Genomic DNA, 18,799 nt, shown 5'->3' with positions numbered 1-18,799 from the left:
GCCATGGCAACCGACATTGACATCGGCATCCCGGAAGCCCAGCGGCTGGAGATCGCCGCAGGTCTGGGCCGCGTGCTGGCCGACAGCACCGTGCTCTACGCCAAAACCCACGGCTTCCACTGGAACGTCACCGGGCCGATGTTCAACACCCTGCACCTGATGTTTATGGGGCAGTACACCGAGCTCTGGAACGCCCTAGACGCCATCGCCGAGCGCATCCGCGCCCTTGGCTGCCCAGCTCCCTTTGGCGGTGCCACCTACGGCCAGCTCTCCTCAATCGCCGAAACCCAGGGCATCCCGGCGGCCTTGGAGATGGTGCGCGAGCTGGTGCTGGGCCACGAGGCTGTAGCCCGCACCATCCGCGGCGTCATGGTCACCGCCGAAGAGGCCAACGACCAACCCACCGCCGACCTGCTCACCCAACGGCTGCAGATCCACGAGAAGACCGCTTGGATGCTGCGCAGCTTGCTCGAGGCGTAATCCCTGGTGCCGCTGAGATCGGCCGGTCGGCGCCCGCTGCGAGGTTGGCTGCGGTGAGCGCGGTGTTGCCCGCGCCGCAGGCGTGACCGCCGAACCCAGCCAACCCCGCAAGGAGCCAGCCCCGCTGGCAGCGCCCGGTACATTGAAGGGTCAGCCACCGGGATATGAGCAAGTTCGTCTTTGTCACCGGCGGCGTGGTGTCGAGCATCGGCAAGGGCATCGTGGCCGCCAGCCTGGGGCGCCTGCTCAAGAGCCGCGGCTACAGCGTTTCGATCCTCAAGCTCGACCCGTATCTGAACGTGGACCCGGGCACGATGAGCCCGTACCAACACGGTGAAGTGTTCGTCACGGAGGACGGCGCCGAGACCGATCTGGATCTGGGCCACTACGAACGCTTCACCGACACCGCCATGTCGCGCCTAAACAGCGTGACCACCGGCTCGATTTACCAGTCGGTGATCAACAAGGAGCGCCGCGGCGACTACAACGGCGGCACCGTGCAGGTGATCCCCCACATCACCCGCGAAATCCGCGAGCGCATCCATCGGGTAGCCGCCAACAGCAATGCCGACGTGGTGATCGGCGAGATCGGCGGCACGGTGGGCGATATCGAATCGCTGCCGTTTCTTGAGGCGATACGCGAATTCCGGGGCGATGTGGGCCGCCAGGACCTGGCCTACGTGCACGTCACCCTGCTGCCCTTCATCGGCGTTTCGGGGGAACTCAAGACCAAGCCGACCCAGCACTCGGTGAAGGAGTTGCGCTCGATCGGCATCCAGCCCGATGTGCTGGTGTGCCGCAGCGACCGGCCCGTGAGCGACGAACTGCGCCGCAAGATCGGCGGCTTCTGCGGCGTGCCGCAGCGGGCCGTGATCCAGGCCCTGGACGCCGACAGCATCTACGCGGTGCCGCTGGCGATGGAGCAGGAGGGGCTCTGCCGCGAGGTGCTGGAGGTGCTGCAGCTCACAGACCACAACAGCGACATGGCCCGCTGGCAGGAGCTGGTAACCAAGCTGCGCCATCCCGGCCCGGCAGTGAAGGTGGCGCTGGTAGGCAAGTACGTGCAGCTCAACGACGCCTATCTATCGGTGGTGGAGGCCCTGCGCCACGCCTGCCTGGATCGGGATGCTTCGCTTGATCTGCACTGGGTATGCGCCGAGCAGCTCGAAAGCCAAGGCGCGGAAGCTCTGCTGGCCGGCATGGATGCGGTGGTGGTGCCCGGCGGCTTCGGCAACCGCGGTGTGGACGGCAAGGTGGCGGCAATCCGCTGGGCGCGGGAACAGCAGGTGCCCTTCCTAGGCCTATGCCTAGGCATGCAGTGCGCCGTGATCGAGTGGGCCCGCAACCAGGCGGGCTTGGCCGGTGCCACCAGCGCCGAACTTGATGCAGACACGCCCCATCCCGTGATCCACCTCCTGCCTGAGCAACAAGACGTAGTTGATCTGGGCGGCACGATGCGACTTGGCGTTTACCCCTGCCGCCTAGCTGCAGACACGATGGCCCATCGCCTTTATGGCGACGAGGTTGTATACGAACGCCACCGCCATCGCTACGAATTCAACAACGCTTACCGCAGTCTCTTCACCGAATCTGGCTACACAATCAGCGGCACTTCGCCAGATGGCCGTTTAGTTGAATTAATCGAGCTACAGAGTCACCCATTTTTCACAGCTTGCCAATATCACCCCGAATTTCTCTCCCGCCCCGGCAAGCCTCACCCCCTATTCCGAGGATTGATCGAGGCCGCCCAGCAGCGCCTGCCGCAGCAAGATTGATCAGATTTGCTTGAGTGAATCTGTTTTGTCTTTAAATTCTCCAAGTAAAAGCTGCAAGTAAGTAACCTTGCGCAGCTTGATATTGGCCGTAAGTGACATACCCACCTGCAAAGGCAGGCTCTTGCCAGATTTCAGCTTGAGCTGCTGAGAATCGAGGGCAATCGTGGCTGGGAAGCGGTAGGTCTGGTTGCGCTCATCTGGAGGCAAGGCATCGGAGCCAATGCCCTTAACGGTGCCAAGCAGCACGCCGAAATCGGTAGCCGGGAAGGAATCGATACTGATATCAGCAGGGCGACCAACTCGCACAAAGCCGATATCGCTGCTCTCAATCTCCACTTTGGCTTGGAGCGCATCAAAGGGAACAATCTTCATTACCGGCTCACTGCCTTGGGCCACAAAGCCTGGGCCTGTTGGCTTGAGATCAAATACCACCCCATCCACCGGGGAGCGCACATCCTGGTAGCGGATATTGACCTGGAGCTCAGTGAGCTTGCTGCCTAGATCGGCCAGCTCTCCTTTGATCTGCTCCAGCGCCTGCTCGATGATCGCAATTTGACGCAAGCGATCTACCTTGAGCTTGGCGAGCTCGCCATCAACCTCACGCACCTTGTTGCGCTGTTGCAGATACTGCAACTCAGCAGATGCCCCAACCGCCTTAAGGACCTCAAGCCGCTGCAGGATTTCGGTTTCAAGCACCAGGTTCTGGCGTGTCACCGTCTGCTCGGTGTCGTTGAGGTTGAGATAGCGAGCCAGCTCCACCTCCTTGAGGCGCAGCTGGGCCTGCTTGGCGATGATGGTGGTACGCAGGCTCCCCTGACGATCGAGGGTGGCCTCGTTGTCGAGGCGCAGCAGCACCTGCCCCTTCGTCACCCGCTGCCCGTCCTTGACCAGCATGGTTTCCAGCACACCGCCCACCGGCATCTGGATGGTTTTGACATCACCAATCGGCTGGAGCTTGCCTGAGGCCACCACCACCTCGTCGGTTTTGGCGAAAGCCAGCCAGGCCAGGCCAGCAGCTGTGGTGCCCACTAGGGCCCAGGTGATAGCACGCGCTAAAAAGCGCGACTGCTGCAGCGCCATCTCCTCATGGCTGGTCTGAACCCGGCGCTCGATAGCGTTTTGAGCGCGGCGCACAATCGACATCAGTTGACCTCCTGCTGGCGGTAAAGGGCGTAATAGCGACCTCGGCGCTCCATCAACTCATCGTGGGTGCCTGTTTCCACGATGGATCCTTCGTGCATCATCACGATTAGATCGGCCCGGCGGATGGTGGAGAGCCGGTGGGTGATGAAGAAAACGGTGCAGTGCTTGAGGTTGTCGAGCAAGTTGTCGCAAACGCGCCGCTCGGTGTCGTAGTCGAGGGCGCTAGTTGCTTCATCGAGCACCAGCAGCCGCGGCTGGGAGAGCAGGGTGCGGGCCAGGGCCAGCCGCTGCCGCTGGCCGCCGGAAAGGCCGGCGCCGCGTTCACCCACATTGCTGCTGTAGCCAGCAGGAAGCTCCATGATGAAATCGTGGGCGCAGGCCAGCCGTGCCGCCTGCACGATCGAATCACTGCTGGCATCGGGATCGGTGAGGGCAATATTTTCTGCCACCGTGCCGGTGAAAAGCAGGGGCTCCTGGGGCACAATGCCGATTTGGCGCCGCAGCGAATAGAGCTCAACTTTGTCGATGTCGTAGTTGTCGATCAGGATCCGGCCGCTGCCTGGTGAATAGAGGCGAGCCAGCATTTTGGTGAGGGTGCTCTTACCGCTACCGCTCTGGCCCACCACCCCCACAAAGGTACCGGCGGCGATGGTGAAGTCGATGTGACGCAACACCTGGGCGCCGCCTGGGGTGAAGGAGAAGCAGAGGTCGTCGAAACGCACCTCGCCGGCGATGGGCGGCAGAGGAATCTTCTGCTTATCAGCCTCATCTGATTCCTCCGGGGTGTCGACCACATCAGCAAGGCGCTCAAAGGAAACCTTGAGCTCCTGGATGCTCTGCCAGATCGAAGAGAGCCGCAACAAAGGCTGGGTGACGTAGCCAGAGATGATCCGGAAGGCGATCAATTGGCCCAGGGTCATGTCGCCGGAGAGCACCAAAGAGGCGCCTACCCAGAGCACCAGCAGCTGGGAGAGCTTCTGCAGCACCTGGGAGGTTTCGGTAAGGGCCGTACCGGTGATGGTTTTTTCAAACGTACGGGAGATGTATTTGCCGTAGAGGTCTTGCCACTTCCAGCGGCTGATCATCTCCACGTTCTGGGCCTTCACCGTCTGGATGCCGGTGAGCACCTCAACAAGGTGGCTCTGGGTGCGGGCGTTCTCCTGGGCCGCATCGCGGTATTGACGGCGGAACAGGGGCGCGCCCAGCACGGTGAGACCGATCTGAATCGGCAGCACACACAGGGCGATCAAGGTGAGTACCCAGCTGTAAAGCAGCATCACGGCGATATAGATCACCGAGAAGGCCGTATCGAGCAGGGTGGTGAGCGCTTGACCGGTGAGGAAATTACGGATCTTCTCCAGCTCAGCAATACGGGTGCCGAGTTCACCCACGGGACGGCGGTCGAAGTAATTGAGCGGCAGCCGCAGCAGGTGGTCGATCACCTCGGCGCCGAGACGCAGATCGATGCGATTAGTGGTTTCGCTGAATAGGAAGGTGCGCAGGGCGCCGATCAAACCCTCCATCAAGGTCACCACAACCAGGGCAAAGCCCAGCACCTGCAAAGTATCGAGGCTGCGCTGGTTGATCACCTTGTCGATGATCACCTGAATCAGCAGGGGGTTGGCCAGGCTGAACAGCTGCACCACAAAGGAGGCGATCAGCACCTGGGTGAGGATGCCGCGGTAGCGCTGCAGAGCTGGCCAGAACCAGGCAAAACCAAAGCGCTGCTCGGGGGTGGCAGAGCTGCGCTCCAGCATCAGCACATCGATGCCGTCTGGGAAAGCCTCAGGAAGCTGGTCGGGGGGAATTTCCACCCAGCCCTGCCGCGGGGAGGCCAGCAGCAAACCTCGCGCATTGGCGCCCCGGACCACGGCAAACCCGCCCTGCCATGGGATCAGGGCCGGGGTCTGCAGGCGCGTGCCCTGATTGGCAGGCACCCGCACGCCGCTTACGTGCAAACCCATCATCGCGGCGAGATTGCCGCAGAGCTGCAGGTCGGGCGTCTGGCCGCGGCGCAGCACATCGCGCAGGATCTTCTCGATCGCATCGCGGCGGAAGGGCAGCTTGAGCTCCGCCGCCAGCATCTGGAAACAGGCGAGGGTTTCCTCGAGGGGGCCATTGCCGCGCAGCAGCTGCAGAGCCGTGCGGTCCCGCTGGCCCAGATCCAGGGCTGAAGCCAAAGGCGGATTGGAGCCGGCAGGTTGGCCGGAGCTGCCGGAACCCTCCGGCATCAGCTCTGCTTCCAGCACTGGAGCTACCGGCGCCAGCAGCTCCGCAGGCAGGGCGATCAGGCGTGGCGCTAGTGGTGGGGTGGCAGCCGGCACACCCTGGCGGGGATTGAGCGCTGCCCCGAGGGGGTGATCGAGCAAGTTGTGGCTAGCGGCCAGCAAGCTGAACTCAATCGGCAGGGCAGCTAGGGCAGCAGGCTCAGGCGGCACCAGTCGGGCCTGGGGGCGGGCCTGATCCAGCAACTCCTGGATCGAAGTGCGGGCCTGGGGGTGCTGCTCAAGCAGCAGGGCCAGTAGGGCTGCCAATTCAGCGGTAAATAAGTGGGAGCCACACCACTGGGCGAAGGAGGGTTCGCTGGTCAGCAGCTCCAGGATCAGGGAATCGGCCAGCACCAGGGCCTCCACTTCGGAGCCAGCGCTCACCTCCTCACAGGGAGCAGCTCGCAACAGGGAGGCCAGGCCCACAAAGCTGCCCGGTCCCAGCTTTTCTGCGGTGCGCAGGCGGCCCTGGTCCCGCACCAGCAAGCGAGCTGTGCCGGATTGGATCAGCAGAATCTCAGATGGAATCAAGCCCCCAAGACAAAGGGGATCACCAACAGCAAACCGACGCAGGCTGAGCTGCAGCTGCAAACGCTCGGCGCTGGCGTGCGACAACCCGGCAAAGGCGGGATGGGCGGGCAGCTGCAAAGGGGCGGAATCGTCCATGGCATTCATGATGAGCCTGGGCTGGCGTTCTGGCCCGCATCGCCGGACACGGCCAATTCAGTCAGGGGTCGCAGATCGGCAAGACGTCGTTCAACTTGCTCTGAGATCCACTGCTCGAACAGCTCTTGAGCCATGCGGGCGGCAGTGGCCTCATCGAAGGTGGCGGAAGTAAGGCTTTCGAGCCGCACCACCAGCCACCAGGATTCGACTTGGAAGGGCTCGAGCACTACGCCAGGGGGAGCGGTGCGCAAACGATCAACTAAGGCAGGGTGGGCTTGGGTGAGGGGCACCGGGCCAACAATGCCGCGGGTGGCCTGCTCGGGGCCTTCGGCGTAGCGGGCCGCTAGATCGGCGAAGTTGGCATCGCCATCATCAATACGTAAGTAGAGCTCGCGGGCGAGACCACCATCGCGGAGACGCAGCAGGCTGTAGACAACGCGATCGAGCTGGTTCTTGCGCTGCAGAAAGCGAGCTTCTGCCTTGGCGGAGAAATCACGCTGGCAGAGAAGCTGCAGCTGCAGGGGCTGCCGCATCTGCGCCTCAAGGGCGGCGGGGCTGAGCATGCGGGCTATAGCCCAGGCCTTGAGGGCCTCACCGTCGCGGATTTGGTGCTGACGACAAAAAGCCTGCCTAGCCGCATCTATTTGCTCATCGCTTAAAGCAACATCGCTAGCCGCCAAGGCCAGCAAATTAGCTTGCACGTAGGGCTCAAGCAAACCGAGGCGAGCCAAGTCTTGGAGCGAAACGGTAGGACTCTCTTGAGACTCAGCAGACATAAATAAGCGTGCTCTTGAGCGATTTAGAAAGAATAAAGCGGTTGCGCGACTTTGCGAAACCGCACAAAGCTATCCAATGCATATCAATTATTCTATCAATATAGTTTATGGCTTTGCTCAGCTCTAACAAGTCCTAATTACAAACAGATGCAAATAAAGCGCCATTGGCTTGGGCTCCCCCGCACACAAGCACTCCACACCAAAAGGAAAGCCAAGCGCTAGACCAATCTGGCAATTCCATTCCCCTAAGCCCGGTGCCCCAGCCCCTGGCCGCCGATTCGCTGCCAGCAAGTGCCCTGCCAGTGGTGGAAACCTTCCACTCCCTGCAGGGTGAAGGCCTGCACGCCGGCCGCAGCGCCTTCTTCATCCGCCTGGGGGGCTGCGCGGTGGCCTGCCCCTGGTGCGACACCAAACACTCCTGGCCGGCCGAAGCGCACCCCCAGCAATCCCTGGCCGCACTAGCCGCCGCAACCGCGGCCGCCGCCGAAGCCGGTGCCGCTTTTGTTGTCATCACCGGCGGTGAACCGCTGCACCACAACCTTGGCCCGCTCTGCCAAACCCTGGAGCCCTCGGGCCTGCCCCTGCACCTGGAAACCAGCGGCGTGGATCCACTCAGCGGCCGCTTCGCCTGGATCACCCTTTCGCCAAAGCGCCACCGCCCTCCCACCGCAGAGCTGCTGGCCGTCTGCCAGGAGCTCAAGGTGGTGGTGCACGAGGCCGCCGATCTGGCCTTCGCCCAAGCCATGGCCGCCCAGGCCCGGGAGGCGCGCGGCGGGAGCCCTGGCCCCCAACTGCTGCTGCAACCGGGCTGGGACTGCCCAGCCGGCCAGACCCTGGCGATCGATTACGTGCGCCGCAACCCCCAATGGCGGCTCAGCCTGCAGAGCCACAAGTTGCTGGGATTGCGCTGATCAGAGCAGGTTGGCCGGGCGCTCCTGGACCTCCGCCTTCCACAGACGCCAGCGCAGCTCCAGCGGCCGGGGGGCATCGACCACGATCGGGCGACTGGCGTTGTAGGGCACCACAAACGCCTTACCGGCCATCGGCACAAAGCCGCGGCGGCGCGGCTGGTCCGCCGGGCAGGCCATGCGGGTGGAGGCCAACTGCCCCACATCCGTGACCCGATAGATCACCGGTCCACCCTTCTGGGCGGGTTTCACGGCGCGGAGCTTGCCGCCGAACATCTGGCGATTGCAATCCAGTTGCACCATTTGTCCCACCAGCAACTGCACCCGCCAGTCGGCGGGGTTTGACGACAGGGCGGCATCGGAGTTGGGGGGCAGCACCCCCGGCAGCTGAATCACCCAGCGCCGGTCGCCGGCAGCGACTTTCGGGTAACTGGAGAGATCGAGCCGGGGTACCGCCGAGACGGGCGCCGCAGCGAGCAGCAAAACAAGCGCCGCGTTCTTGATGCCCCTGGCCAAATCCATATCCCCATATCAACGGTTATGGCCATCGTGGCGGCCGCAAGCGGCGCTGGCATTGGGGAAGATGTACTTCTGTACAAGCTCCTCAACGCCATCGCCAGCCCAGTAGCCGTGTCTGCCGCACCCATGCCTGGCCCACCCCTCGCCATCGCCCTGCTCTCCGGCGGCCTGGATTCGGCTACCGCCGCGGCCCTGGCGATCGAAGCCGGTTACCGGGTGATCGGGCTGTCGCTGGATTACGGCCAACGCCATCGCCGCGAACTGCAAGCCGCCGCCGAACTGGCACCGCTCCTGGGGCTGGCTGAACACCACACCATCGCCGTCAATCTGGCCGCTTGGGGTGGCTCCGCCCTCACCGACACCGCCATCGCCGTGCCCAGCGCCGGGGTTGAGGCGGGCGTGATCCCGAGCACCTATGTGCCGGGACGCAACACCGTGTTCATCGCCTTGGCGCTGAGCCTGGCTGAGGCCCGCGGCGCCCAGAAGCTGGTGCTGGGCGTAAATGCTGTCGACTACTCCGGCTACCCCGACTGCCGTCCCGACTACCTCGAAGCCTTCCAGAGCCTGGCTGATCTTGCCAGCAAGGCCGGCCGCGAAGGCCACGGCGCCCAGCTCTGGGCACCCCTGGTGACCTGGAGCAAAACCCGGATCGTGCAAGAGGCCCGGCGGCTCGGCGTGCCGATCGAGCGCACCTGGAGCTGCTACGAGGGCGGCGAGCGGCCCTGTGGCGTGTGCGACAGCTGCCGCATCCGCGATGCCGCCCTGCTGGCAGCTGGGGCATGAGCCCGCCCCGGCACCGCGAGCCCCAATATCACCCCTTGCCCTGGCGGGATCCCTGGCCCCTAGTGCAAGCCCTGGCGGCCGAGCTGGGTAGGGAAGGTCTGGTGTGGCTCGATAGCGATGGCAGCGCCCAGGGCCCCTGCAGCCGCCTTGGCCTGGCGCCCCTGGAGCAGCGCATCTGCCGCGGCCTGCCGGGGGAGGCCGGCGCCAGTGATCCCTTTGCGCTGCTGGCCGATCTAGCCGCTGGCGGCGGCCATTGGATGGGCTGGCTCAGCTACGAAGCCGGGGCCTGGGTGGAGCCGGCACCCCATTGGCAGTCGCCCGACATGGCCCTGCTCTGGGCTGCCCGCCACGACCCGGTGCTGGTGTTTGACCATGGCAGCCAGCAGCAGTGGCTCGAGGGTCAAGACCCAGCGCGGCTGAGCAGCTTCGCTGCCCTGTTGGAGCGGCTTGATCTAGGCACCGCGCCAGCGAGCCAATCCCCGGCCGCGATCGCGCCAGCCTCCTGGCACTGGCACACCCCACCGGAGCGCTTTGCCGCCCAGGTGGAGCAAGTGTTGGCCTGGATCGCCGCCGGCGATCTTTTCCAAGCCAATCTCACCGCCTGCTGCGAGCACTCCTTAACAAGCCCCGCCGATCCCCTCGGCCTTTACGGCCGCCTGCGCGAGCTATGCGCCGCCCCCTTTGCTGGCCTGGCGATCGCCGGCGGCGCGGCGGCGGGGGAGGCGGTGCTGTCGGCCTCACCGGAGCGGTTCCTACGGGTGGGGGAGGGCGGGCAGGTGGAAACCAGGCCGATCAAGGGCACCCGGCCGCGCCATGGCGATACCGACGCCGATGCCGACGCCGCCGCCGACCTGGTGACCAGCCCCAAGGACCGGGCCGAGAACGTGATGATCGTCGACTTACTGCGCAACGACCTGGGCCGGGTGTGCAAGCCAGGCTCGATTCAGGTGCCCCAGCTGGTGGGGCTGGAGAGCTACCGCCAGGTACACCACCTCACCTCGGTGGTGCGGGGCCAGCTGCAGCCGGGGTTCGACACGGTTGATCTGCTGCGGGCCTGCTGGCCAGGCGGGTCGATCACCGGCGCCCCCAAGATCCGCGCCTGCCAGCGCCTGCATGGCCTCGAGCCGGTGCCGCGGGGGCCCTACTGCGGCTCCCTATTCAGGCTTGGGGTCGACGGCCAGTTCGACAGCAACATCCTGATCCGCTCGCTGCTGCTGCGCGGCCAGCGCCTACGGGCCCACGCCGGCTGCGGCATCGTGGCCGACTCCGACCCCGCCGCCGAAGCCGAGGAGTTGGGCTGGAAACTGCAACCGCTGCTGGAGGCCCTGGCATGAGCGCCCCGATCGCCTGGTTGGGCGACGGCACCGGGCAAGGGCGCTGGGGCACACCGCAGACCCTGACCCTGCCGATCAGCGACCGGGGCCTGCTGCTGGCCGATGGCCTGTTTGAAACCCTGCTGGTGGAAGCAGGTCAAGCCTGGCTGCTGGGGGAACACCTGGGTCGCTGGCAGAGCTCGGCGGCGCTGCTGGGGCTGCCGCCACCGCCAGGAGCGGCGACCGTGCAGCCCCTGATCGCCGCAGCGATCGAGCGCAGCGGCATCGGCAAGGCCCCTGGCAGCAGCGGCGCCCTGCGGCTCAACTGGAGCCGCGGCAGCGGTGCACGGGGCATCGACCCGCCCTGCATCAACAGCCCCAGCTTCTGGCTGCAGCTCAGTGCCTTCAAACCGTGTTTTGAGCCGGTGCGAGTGATCGTTAGTGCCACCGAAACCCGCAGCGCCACCAGCCTGCTGAGCCGCTGCAAGAGCTTCGCCTACGGGGCCTCGATCCAGGCCCGCCGCCAGGCCCTGGAGGCCGGCGCCGACGACGCCCTGCTGGCCAGCTCCGCCGGCGGCCTCTGCTGCGGCACCAGCGCCAACCTGCTGGTGTGCAGCGGGGGCTCCTGGATCACCCCGCCCCTGAGCAGCGGCTGCCTGCCTGGGGTGATGCGGCAGCGGGGTCTGGATCGGGGCCTGATCACTGAAGCCCCGGTCAACGAGCAAGATCTGGCCAGCTGGGAGGCGGCCATGTTGATCAACAGCCTGGGCTGCCGGCCGATCAGCCACCTGGGCGCCCTGCCGATAGCTAACTCCGCTCCATCTGGCGGCGGCAATCAGAAGCCAGAGACGTTCTGGCGACAACTCCTGCAGGCCAGCCCATGACCCGTCGATGACCAACTCCGAACTCTCGCGCCAGCTGGGGCTGCGCAGCCTCACCCTCGCCGTAGTGACCAGCACTATTGGCTCAGGCTGGCTGTTTGCCCCCTTTTACGCCGCCCGCAGTGCCGGCCCAGCAGCCCTCGGCGCCTGGCTACTGGGCGGAATGTTGGCCTTCAGCCTGGCCCTGGTATTTGCCGAACTGGGCTCCTTGGTGAGCAGTTCCGGCGCCCTGGCCCAGATCCCCCTGCTCAGTCACGGCCGCACCGCCGGCTTCATCGGCGGCTGGAGCGCCTGGATCGCCTACCTGGCCCTGCCCACCATCGAGGTGCTGGCGGTGATGCAATACCTAGCCAGCAGCTTCCCCTGGCTGACGGCCGATGGGGGCAGCGGCCAGGTGCTCAGCGGTCCGGGCCTAGCCCTGGCCACGGCCCTGCTGGCAATGCTGGCCTGGATCAACCTGGCAGGGGTGGGCTGGCTAGCCCGCTGGATCGACGGGCTCACCGCCTGGAAGCTGGCCATACCCCTGGTGATCTCGGTCACGCTGATGCTGGCTTCGGGCCACTGGGGCAATCTCGCCGCCAGCCGCCTACCCCCGGGCGAAACCCTGCGGGGCATGGTGACGGCTATCAGCAGCGGCGGAATTTTGTTTTCGCTGCTGGGTTTTCGCACCGCCATGGATCTGGCCGGCGAAACCCGCCGGCCCCAGCGCACCGTGCCCCTGGCCATGGCCCTTGGTCTCGCCATCTCCCTTGGCATCTACCTAATCCTGCAGCTGGCCTTCCTGGTATCCATCCCCCCCGACCAACTAGCTGGCGGCTGGGGCCGGCTTGAGCTCACCGCCCACGGCGGACCCCTGGTGGCCCTGGCCATGGGCCTGGGTCTGGGCTGGGTGGCGCGGCTGCTGCTGCTAGATGCGGTGATCTCCCCGAGCGCCACGGCCATGGCCTACATGGGCGCCTCGGCGCGGGTGAGCTGGATGATGGGGCGCTGCGGGCTGCTGCCCAGCAGCTTTGGGCGGCTCAACCGCCAGGCCGTGCCCTCAGTTGCCCTATTAGTGAGCCTGGCCATGGGGGTGTTGATGCTGCTCAACGGCCCCAGCTGGCAAACCGTGGTGAGCTTCCTCACCGCCACCTTGGTGATCGCCCTGGCCATGGGCCCGGTAAGCCTGATAGCCCTGCGCCAGCAGTTGCCCGATACCCAACGGGCCTACCGATTGCCATGGGCCGGTGTCTGGTGCAGCTCCGCCTTCGTGCTGGCCACCTGGGCGATCAGCTGGTGCGGCACCAGCGCCCTGCGAGGAGCCAGCCTGATCGTGCTGGTGCCGGCCGGGCTGTTTGCCCTTGCCGATCGTCAGCAGCTACGTCATGGACTTTGGTGGTTTCTGTACCTCGGCGGCATCGTGGCCATCACCTCAGTGCCGCTGGGTCTCTTGGCCCAGCTGGCTGCGCTAGCTAGCTGGGCCTTAGTGGTATTTCCGATCGCCACCAGCTCCCGACTAGCTCAGTTGCAACCCATGGTGGAAATGCGATAGGTGAAACCAGTAGCCGCCTGGTCTGCGCTGGCTCCAATCTTAAAATTGAGCTGGCTCACGGTTTTGCCGGGAATGGCGGGGAAGGGGCCCCACATGCGGCCGGTGCCCATCTGGGGTGCAAACGACTCATTGATCACCTGCAAGCTGGAGCCGTCAGTGAACTTGAGATAGCCCTGAATAGGGTACGTGGCGCTCACCGAGGAGTTGGCGGTGAAGAAAAACTTGTAGCTGCCGTAGGGCTGGGTCACAAAGAAATCAGTGTTCCAATTGGGCCGGCCAAAGGGATTGCCTGCACCAATCGTTTTGGTGATGACGTTGGTGACGCCATCGCCACCCACCGGCGCTAAGAACTGGCAGGTTTGGGCCTGGGCTGGCGCCAAACCAGCAACCAGGGTGGTGCTGCACAGACCGGCCGCGAAGGCCGCCACAAGGGAAGCGCGCATCAAATTTCTGTATGACTTTGATCAGCCTCTTTCTAGCCTCAAACGCTCAAAAAGCGCTGGATCATCTCCGAGCTGAGATCGGCCGTGGCGCCACTGGCCACAATGCCGCCCTTCTGCATGGCGTAATAAGAGTCGGATTGGCGCACAAAGCTGGCGTGATGTTCCACCAGTAACACCGAAATCCCCGTCTCTCGAATGATCCGGCTCACTGCCCGCTGGATGTCGAGCACCACCGATGGCTGAATGCCCTCAGTGGGTTCATCGAGCAGCAGCAGACGGGGCTTACCGAGCAGGGCCCGGGCGATGGCCAGCTGCTGCTGTTGACCACCGGAGAGGTCGCCGCCACGGCGGGCCAGAAACTTCTCCAGCACCGGGAACAGCTCAAACACCAGCGGGTCAATATGGCGATGGCGACCCATACCCCCCGGCAGGGCTTCCAGACCCAGCAGCAGGTTTTCGCGCACGCTGAGCTGGGGAATGATCTCCCGCCCTTGGGGCACATAGCCAATGCCAGCCCGGGCGCGGCGGTGGGGGGCCAGGCCGCCGCAGTCGCTGCCTGCCAGCTCGATGCAACCGCTGCGCTGGGGCACTAGGCCGATGATCGACTTCAGCAGGGTGGTTTTGCCAACTCCATTGAGCCCGATCAGGCAGGCCATCTGACCAGGCGCAATCGATAGATCGACGTTGCGCAGGATGTGGCTCTCGCCGTAATAAACATTGAGCCCGCGCACGCTCAACAAGCGGCTGGATTCGCCCTGGGCTGGGGTGGTCATGGTGGCAGAAGCAGTCATACGTCGTCCTCAACACCGAGATAAACCTCGATCACGCGGGGATCGCTCTGCACCGTCTCCATCGTGCCCTCACAAAGCACGTGACCCTCATGAAGCACGGTCACAGGGCAATCGAGCTCACGGATGAAGTCCATGTCGTGTTCGATCACCAGCACGGTGTGGTCGCCAGCAAGGCTGCGCAGCAATGCACCGGTGCGCTCGGTCTCCTCCTCGGCAAGGCCGGCCACCGGCTCATCCACCAGCAGCACATAAGGGTCTTGGGCCAGCAACATGGCGATCTCAAGCCACTGCTTCTGGCCGTGGGAAAGGCTGCCGGCCCGCCGGGAGGCATGGGCCTCGAGGCCAACCACGGCCAGCAACTCTTGAACGCGCTGGCGCTGACGGCTATCGAGGCTGCCAAACAACAGCTTGAAGGGTGAGTGGCTGCCTTTAACAGCCAGCTCCAAATTGCGGCGAGGGCTGAGGTTTTGGTAGACGCGCGGCGTCTGAAATTTGCGCCCAATGCCTAGCCGAGCGATGCGGTGCTCAGCGATGCCTAACAACGAGCGCCCCCGAAACACCACGTCGCCTTTGGTGGGGCGCACCTTGCCTGTGATCACATCAAGGAAGGTGGTTTTACCCGCCCCATTTGGGCCGATCACGGCCCGCAGCTCACCGGGTGCCAGGGAGAGGTTGAGATCGTTGAGGGCCCAAAAACCATCGAAGCTGACGCTTACCCCGCGTAGCTCCAGCAACGGGGCGACCAATTGAGCGCTATTAGACGCAGTCATGGAGCACCTCCAGGAGGAAGATCGGACCGAAACGCCTGGCGCTCCGCCTGCGCCGCAGGGTCGAGATCCAAGCCTGGATAGGTGGGCGCCAATGGTGGCCAGCCAACCATGGCCTGGATATGGCGCGGGCCACCCTGACGCCACCAGCCCACCAACCCATCAGGCAGCGCCGTGACCACCAATAGGAACAAACCACCCTGGATAAACAGCCAGGTTTCCGGCAGTTGTTCACTCACCAAGCTCTTGGCGTAGTTGATCAAAACGGCACCAAGCACGGCTCCAATCAAGGTGCCGCGGCCACCCACTGCCACCCAAATCACCATCTCAATCGAGAAAGGCACGGCCATGTATTGGGGCGACACAATGCCGGACTGCACGGTGTACAGCGCACCACTCACGCCAGCCATGGCTCCAGCAATGGCAAACACCAGGGTTTTGTAGGCAGTGGGGTTGTAGCCGGTGAAACGCAGCCGCGGCTCGTCGTCACGGATGGCGATCAAGGCATCGCCGAAGCGACCACGGGTGAGCCAGCGGCAGAGCAACCACGCAGCGATCACCAACGCCACAGTGAGCCAAAAAAGATTGCGCTGCATGACATCACTGCCCACCAGCTCACCCAAGATCCGGGCGGTATCGGTTTTGAGGCCGTTAGTGCCATTAATCAGCTTCTGCTGGCCATTAAAAAAGTTGAAAAAGACCAGCAGGGCCGCCTGGGTAAGAATCGAGAAATAGACCCCTTTGATGCGATTGCGAAAAACCAGATAACCAAGCACACCAGCCACTAGGGCAGGCAACACCCAAATGCACAATCCCGTAAACAGAAACGACTGAAACGGCTGCCAAAAAACAGGGATTTGCTTGACCCCATAAAGCCCGAAAAACTCTGGCAACTCCCCAGGCGCTAGAGATAAAAGCTGCAAATGCATGCCAATGGCATAGCCACCTAGGGCAAAGAAGATGCCCTGACCCAGGCTCAGCATGCCAGTAAAACCCCAGATCAGGTCTATACCCAGGGCTACGATTCCAAGCGACAAAAACCGACCCAGCAGGTTGAGCCGGAAGGGCGGCAGGATTGCCGGCAAGACCAACGCTGCTGCCACAAGCAGCAGCCAAGGCAACCAGGTGCGCAATTTCGCCATGGTTCAGGCCTCCACCAGCCGTCCCTTCTGCGGGAACAGGCCAGCGGGCCTGAACTGCAGGAACACGACGATCAGGGCAAACACGAGCACCTTTGCCATCGAGGTGGTGGCAAAAAATGTGATCAGCTCATTGAGGCCGGCTGGCATGGCTGGCCAGAGCAGCAGTAGGGAGCCTGAACCGATCACATAACTGAGCACTCCGATACCCAGGGCCGCTACAACCGTGCCGAGAAGTTTGCCAACCCCTCCCAACACCACCACCATGAAGCAGTCAACGATGTAGTTGCCGCCGAGGTTTGGGCCCACCGAGCCAAGCAAAGTCACAGCCACTCCAGCCACTCCAGCCAAGCCCGATCCCACCAAAAAGGTGAGTGCATCTACGGTTTCGGTGGGAATACCCAAGCAGTCACTCATTGAGCGATTTTGGGTAACGGCCCGGATGCGAATACCCCAGACGCTCTTCTGCAGAAACCAATGCACCGCCACAAGTGAAATCGCCGTAAGAGCAACAATGAACAGGCGTGCCGTTGGCATATTGACACCGCCAAGTTCAACCGAGCCACGCAACCACAGGGGAGCAGTGACGTCTAGGTTGCGAGCGCTAAACCAGGGCTGATCCAGCACCCGAACACCACCCAGTCCGGAGGCCAGAATGATGCCAAGCAGGCCAGAAATAACCCAGCTAGCCACTCCAAGCAATGGGGTCCAGCGCCGTTGAGCCCAGGAGCTGGGCCACAACCGTGGCACTACCAAGCCAAGAGCCACGGCCACCACAAGCCCCACAACAAAAGCACTGCTAACCGAGCGCACAAATTGCTGCAAAATCAGGCTTACCCCCCAGGTGGCCAAGAGAGTTTCCAGCGGTCTGCCATAAAGGCGCCGAATCACGGTTTTTTCCAGCAGCAAGCCCGCCAGGCCACTCACTAAAAAAGCAAGTGGTATCGCCACCAAAATGTAGATGGGGAAAAGACCCTCCAGGGGTCCATTTTTAAATAGGTTTTGCACCACGAAGGTGGTGTAAGCGCCGAGCATCATCAACTCGCCGTGGGCCATGTTGATGACCCCCATCAAGCCAAAGACAACGGCCAAGCCAAGGGCGGCCAGCACCAGTACAGAACCGATGGCTAGGCCATTGAAGAGTGTGTCGTAAAGAAGATCCATGGCGCCCAACAGGGCTCGGCAAGAGGAAAAAATAAAAACGAAGTGAAAAGGGGGAGACAAGCTCCCCCGATCTGAAGTCAATGGGCAAGCCGAAGGCTCACATCTTGAACTTGCCAGCATCAGGACGATCCTGGGTCCAATCGCAGGTGTAACCCTTGGTTTCTGGAACAAACTGGTTCCAGGCAATTGGCTTAAGCACACCCTTGTCTTCGATGATCTTGAACATGCCGTCCTTTTGGACTTCACCAATCATCACCAGCTCGGTGGTGTGGTGATTGGGCTGCACCTCGATCTTGCCCTGGGGGGCATCGAAAGTCACACCGATTAGCGCCTTGCGCACTGCGTTGTCATCAACGCTATTGGCCTTCTCCGCTCCAGCGGCCCAGAGGTAGACCATGTTGTAAGCGGATTCAGCCGGGTCGTTGGTGACCCGATTCTCGCCGTACTTGGCCTTGAAATCAGTAGTGAACTTCTTGGAAGCCGCGGTGTCGAGACTCTGGAAGAAGTTCCAGGCCGCATAGGTGCCTTCAAGATACTCGGGGCCAATTGCCGCAACCTCCTCCTCAGCAATTGAGAAGCTCATGATCGAGTAGCCATTGGCAGGGGTGATGCCAGCAGCCTTCATCTGCTTGAAGAAGGCGACATTGCTGTCGCCATTAAGCGTGTTAACGATCACACCACCCTTGGGCAGGGCCTGCTTGATCTTGGCAATGATCGGCGCCACCTCGGTGTTGCCAAGTGGCAGGTAGTCCTCACCCACCAGATTACCGCCCTCAACCTTGAGTTGCTCCTTCATGATCGTGTTCGCAGTGCGCGGATACACGTAATCGGAGCCCACTAGGAAGAAGTCTTTGCCCTTATTCTTGAGCAGCCAGGAGACCGCCGGCTCAGCCTGTTGGTTCGGGGTGGCACCGGTGTAGAAGATGTTCTTGGAGCACTCCTGACCTTCGTATTGAATCGGGTAGAAGAGGAAGTGATCCTTGGCCTCAAACACCGGCAACATCGCCTTGCGGCTAGCTGAGGTCCAGCCACCAAACACAACAGCCACCTGATCCTGATCGATCAGTTTTTTAGCTTTCTCAGCAAAGGTGGGCCAGTCAGAGGCACCATCTTCTTCGACGGGAACAATCTTCAGCTTCTTGCCATCGATGGTGATCCCGCCCTTGGCGTTGATCTCCTCGATCGCCATCAACTCGGCTTCAGCCACCGTGTTTTCGGAGATGGCCATGGTGCCGGAGCGGGAATGCAGAATCCCCACCTTCACTTCACCGTCAAAATCGCCAGAGGCTTTTTCGCCGCCGCCGCAGGCCACCAACGAGAGGCTGGCTGCCATCGCCGTAGCACCAGCGACATAACGCATGGTGGTTTTGCGCATCAGGGAAGACTTCATAAAAACTCCTACGGGAAACCGCTGAATGTTCCGCTGCTATTTAGCGGTCACTGGAAGGTATCC

Annotated in this window: 16 protein-coding genes and 2 pseudogenes; 7 read left to right on the top strand and 11 right to left on the bottom strand. The window is 62.9% G+C overall.

Annotated features, from left to right (window positions below):
* Positions 1-3: 3 nt before the first annotated feature.
* The gene (locus tag KBY73_RS01865) at positions 4-480 is read left to right on the top strand and encodes a Dps family protein (RefSeq protein WP_254935395.1); all 477 of its coding nucleotides are present in this window, start codon (positions 4-6) and stop codon (positions 478-480) included.
* A 164-nt stretch (positions 481-644) separates the two neighbouring features.
* Positions 645-2,255: a CTP synthase gene (locus tag KBY73_RS01860; protein WP_254935394.1), complete on the top strand. Its 1,611-nt coding sequence runs from the start codon at positions 645-647 to the stop codon at positions 2,253-2,255.
* On the opposite strand, the gene KBY73_RS01855 is transcribed toward KBY73_RS01860, so the two are convergent.
* The 4 genes and pseudogenes from KBY73_RS01855 to KBY73_RS01845 all read right to left on the bottom strand — a co-directional run bounded on the left by KBY73_RS01855 (position 2,256) and on the right by KBY73_RS01845 (position 7,107).
* Entirely contained in the window at positions 2,256-3,398 is a 1,143-nt protein-coding gene (locus KBY73_RS01855; protein ID WP_254935393.1) for an HlyD family secretion protein, read from the bottom strand.
* 211 nt (positions 3,399-3,609) lie between these two features.
* Positions 3,610-4,021, bottom strand: a pseudogene (locus tag KBY73_RS15105) (ATP-binding cassette domain-containing protein); the annotation flags it as partial.
* Between the two features lie 249 nt (positions 4,022-4,270).
* A pseudogene (locus KBY73_RS15100) lies at positions 4,271-5,155 on the bottom strand (ABC transporter transmembrane domain-containing protein); the annotation flags it as partial.
* A 1,181-nt stretch (positions 5,156-6,336) separates the two neighbouring features.
* On the bottom strand, positions 6,337-7,107 hold the full coding sequence (locus KBY73_RS01845) for a peptidylprolyl isomerase (protein WP_254935391.1): 771 nt from the start codon (positions 7,105-7,107) through the stop codon (positions 6,337-6,339).
* A gap of 254 nt (positions 7,108-7,361) precedes the next feature.
* Between KBY73_RS01845 and KBY73_RS01840 the strand changes: the two genes are divergently transcribed.
* Positions 7,362-8,018 carry a 7-carboxy-7-deazaguanine synthase QueE gene (locus KBY73_RS01840; protein ID WP_254935390.1) on the top strand — a complete coding sequence of 219 codons (657 nt, stop codon included), beginning with the start codon at positions 7,362-7,364 and terminating at the stop codon, positions 8,016-8,018.
* Here the strand turns inward: KBY73_RS01840 and KBY73_RS01835 are convergent, their stop codons facing one another.
* Positions 8,019-8,537 carry an ecotin family protein gene (locus tag KBY73_RS01835; protein WP_254935389.1) on the bottom strand — a complete coding sequence of 173 codons (519 nt, stop codon included), beginning with the start codon at positions 8,535-8,537 and terminating at the stop codon, positions 8,019-8,021.
* A 123-nt stretch (positions 8,538-8,660) separates the two neighbouring features.
* Here KBY73_RS01835 and queC point away from each other — a divergent pair, with 123 nt between their 5' ends.
* Genes queC through KBY73_RS01815 form a run of 4 tightly spaced genes read left to right on the top strand, consistent with a single transcriptional unit; the run spans position 8,661 to position 13,042 of the window.
* Positions 8,661-9,317, top strand: coding sequence for a 7-cyano-7-deazaguanine synthase QueC (gene queC, locus KBY73_RS01830; protein WP_254935619.1), 657 nt, complete (start codon positions 8,661-8,663; stop codon positions 9,315-9,317).
* The gene (locus KBY73_RS01825) at positions 9,314-10,651 is read left to right on the top strand and encodes an anthranilate synthase component I family protein (protein WP_254935388.1); all 1,338 of its coding nucleotides are present in this window, start codon (positions 9,314-9,316) and stop codon (positions 10,649-10,651) included. Before queC ends, KBY73_RS01825 begins: the two co-directional genes overlap by 4 nt.
* Positions 10,648-11,514, top strand: coding sequence for an aminotransferase class IV (locus KBY73_RS01820; protein ID WP_254935387.1), 867 nt, complete (start codon positions 10,648-10,650; stop codon positions 11,512-11,514). Before KBY73_RS01825 ends, KBY73_RS01820 begins: the two co-directional genes overlap by 4 nt.
* A 7-nt stretch (positions 11,515-11,521) precedes the next feature.
* Entirely contained in the window at positions 11,522-13,042 is a 1,521-nt protein-coding gene (locus tag KBY73_RS01815) for an APC family permease (RefSeq protein WP_254935386.1), read from the top strand.
* Here the strand turns inward: KBY73_RS01815 and KBY73_RS01810 are convergent.
* From KBY73_RS01810 to urtA, 6 genes are all read right to left on the bottom strand, one after another.
* Positions 13,012-13,485 carry a hypothetical protein gene (locus tag KBY73_RS01810; protein WP_254935385.1) on the bottom strand — a complete coding sequence of 158 codons (474 nt, stop codon included), beginning with the start codon at positions 13,483-13,485 and terminating at the stop codon, positions 13,012-13,014. The two genes, KBY73_RS01815 and KBY73_RS01810, sit on opposite strands and share 31 nt — an antisense overlap.
* 38 nt (positions 13,486-13,523) lie before the next feature.
* Positions 13,524-14,258 carry an urea ABC transporter ATP-binding subunit UrtE gene (gene urtE / locus KBY73_RS01805; protein WP_254935384.1) on the bottom strand — a complete coding sequence of 245 codons (735 nt, stop codon included), beginning with the start codon at positions 14,256-14,258 and terminating at the stop codon, positions 13,524-13,526.
* A 14-nt stretch (positions 14,259-14,272) separates the two neighbouring features.
* On the bottom strand, positions 14,273-15,022 hold the full coding sequence (gene urtD / locus KBY73_RS01800; protein ID WP_254935618.1) for an urea ABC transporter ATP-binding protein UrtD: 750 nt from the start codon (positions 15,020-15,022) through the stop codon (positions 14,273-14,275).
* Positions 15,023-15,042: 20 nt separating this feature from the next.
* Positions 15,043-16,185, bottom strand: coding sequence for an urea ABC transporter permease subunit UrtC (urtC, locus tag KBY73_RS01795; RefSeq protein ID WP_254935383.1), 1,143 nt, complete (start codon positions 16,183-16,185; stop codon positions 15,043-15,045).
* A gap of 3 nt (positions 16,186-16,188) precedes the next feature.
* Complete coding sequence (locus KBY73_RS01790; RefSeq protein ID WP_254935617.1) at positions 16,189-17,346, bottom strand: urea ABC transporter permease subunit UrtB; 1,158 nt, start codon at positions 17,344-17,346, stop codon at positions 16,189-16,191.
* Between the two features lie 97 nt (positions 17,347-17,443).
* Positions 17,444-18,736: an urea ABC transporter substrate-binding protein gene (urtA, locus tag KBY73_RS01785; protein WP_254935382.1), complete on the bottom strand. Its 1,293-nt coding sequence runs from the start codon at positions 18,734-18,736 to the stop codon at positions 17,444-17,446.
* Between the last annotated feature and the right edge of the window lie 63 nt (positions 18,737-18,799).

The organism is Cyanobium sp. Tous-M-B4 (assembly GCF_024345395.1).
Lineage (GTDB): Bacteria > Cyanobacteriota > Cyanobacteriia > PCC-6307 > Cyanobiaceae > Cyanobium_A.
This window is presented reverse-complemented; position numbering and strand designations above follow the sequence as displayed.

What these genes read in the sequence shown, in the direction of transcription:
- KBY73_RS01865 (WP_254935395.1), top strand. Translation starts at nt 4, where the DNA reads ATGGCAACCGACATTGACATCGGCATCCCGGAAGCCCAGCGGCTGGAG.
- KBY73_RS01860 (WP_254935394.1), top strand. Translation starts at nt 645, where the DNA reads ATGAGCAAGTTCGTCTTTGTCACCGGCGGCGTGGTGTCGAGCATCGGC.
- KBY73_RS01855 (WP_254935393.1), bottom strand. Translation starts at nt 3,398, where the DNA reads ATGTCGATTGTGCGCCGCGCTCAAAACGCTATCGAGCGCCGGGTTCAG.
- KBY73_RS01845 (WP_254935391.1), bottom strand. Translation starts at nt 7,107, where the DNA reads ATGTCTGCTGAGTCTCAAGAGAGTCCTACCGTTTCGCTCCAAGACTTG.
- KBY73_RS01835 (WP_254935389.1), bottom strand. Translation starts at nt 8,537, where the DNA reads ATGGATTTGGCCAGGGGCATCAAGAACGCGGCGCTTGTTTTGCTGCTC.
- queC (WP_254935619.1), top strand. Translation starts at nt 8,661, where the DNA reads ATGCCTGGCCCACCCCTCGCCATCGCCCTGCTCTCCGGCGGCCTGGAT.
- KBY73_RS01825 (WP_254935388.1), top strand. Translation starts at nt 9,314, where the DNA reads ATGAGCCCGCCCCGGCACCGCGAGCCCCAATATCACCCCTTGCCCTGG.
- KBY73_RS01820 (WP_254935387.1), top strand. Translation starts at nt 10,648, where the DNA reads ATGAGCGCCCCGATCGCCTGGTTGGGCGACGGCACCGGGCAAGGGCGC.
- KBY73_RS01815 (WP_254935386.1), top strand. Translation starts at nt 11,522, where the DNA reads ATGACCAACTCCGAACTCTCGCGCCAGCTGGGGCTGCGCAGCCTCACC.
- KBY73_RS01810 (WP_254935385.1), bottom strand. Translation starts at nt 13,485, where the DNA reads ATGCGCGCTTCCCTTGTGGCGGCCTTCGCGGCCGGTCTGTGCAGCACC.
- urtE (WP_254935384.1), bottom strand. Translation starts at nt 14,258, where the DNA reads ATGACCACCCCAGCCCAGGGCGAATCCAGCCGCTTGTTGAGCGTGCGC.
- urtC (WP_254935383.1), bottom strand. Translation starts at nt 16,185, where the DNA reads ATGGCGAAATTGCGCACCTGGTTGCCTTGGCTGCTGCTTGTGGCAGCA.
- KBY73_RS01790 (WP_254935617.1), bottom strand. Translation starts at nt 17,346, where the DNA reads ATGGATCTTCTTTACGACACACTCTTCAATGGCCTAGCCATCGGTTCT.
- urtA (WP_254935382.1), bottom strand. Translation starts at nt 18,736, where the DNA reads ATGAAGTCTTCCCTGATGCGCAAAACCACCATGCGTTATGTCGCTGGT.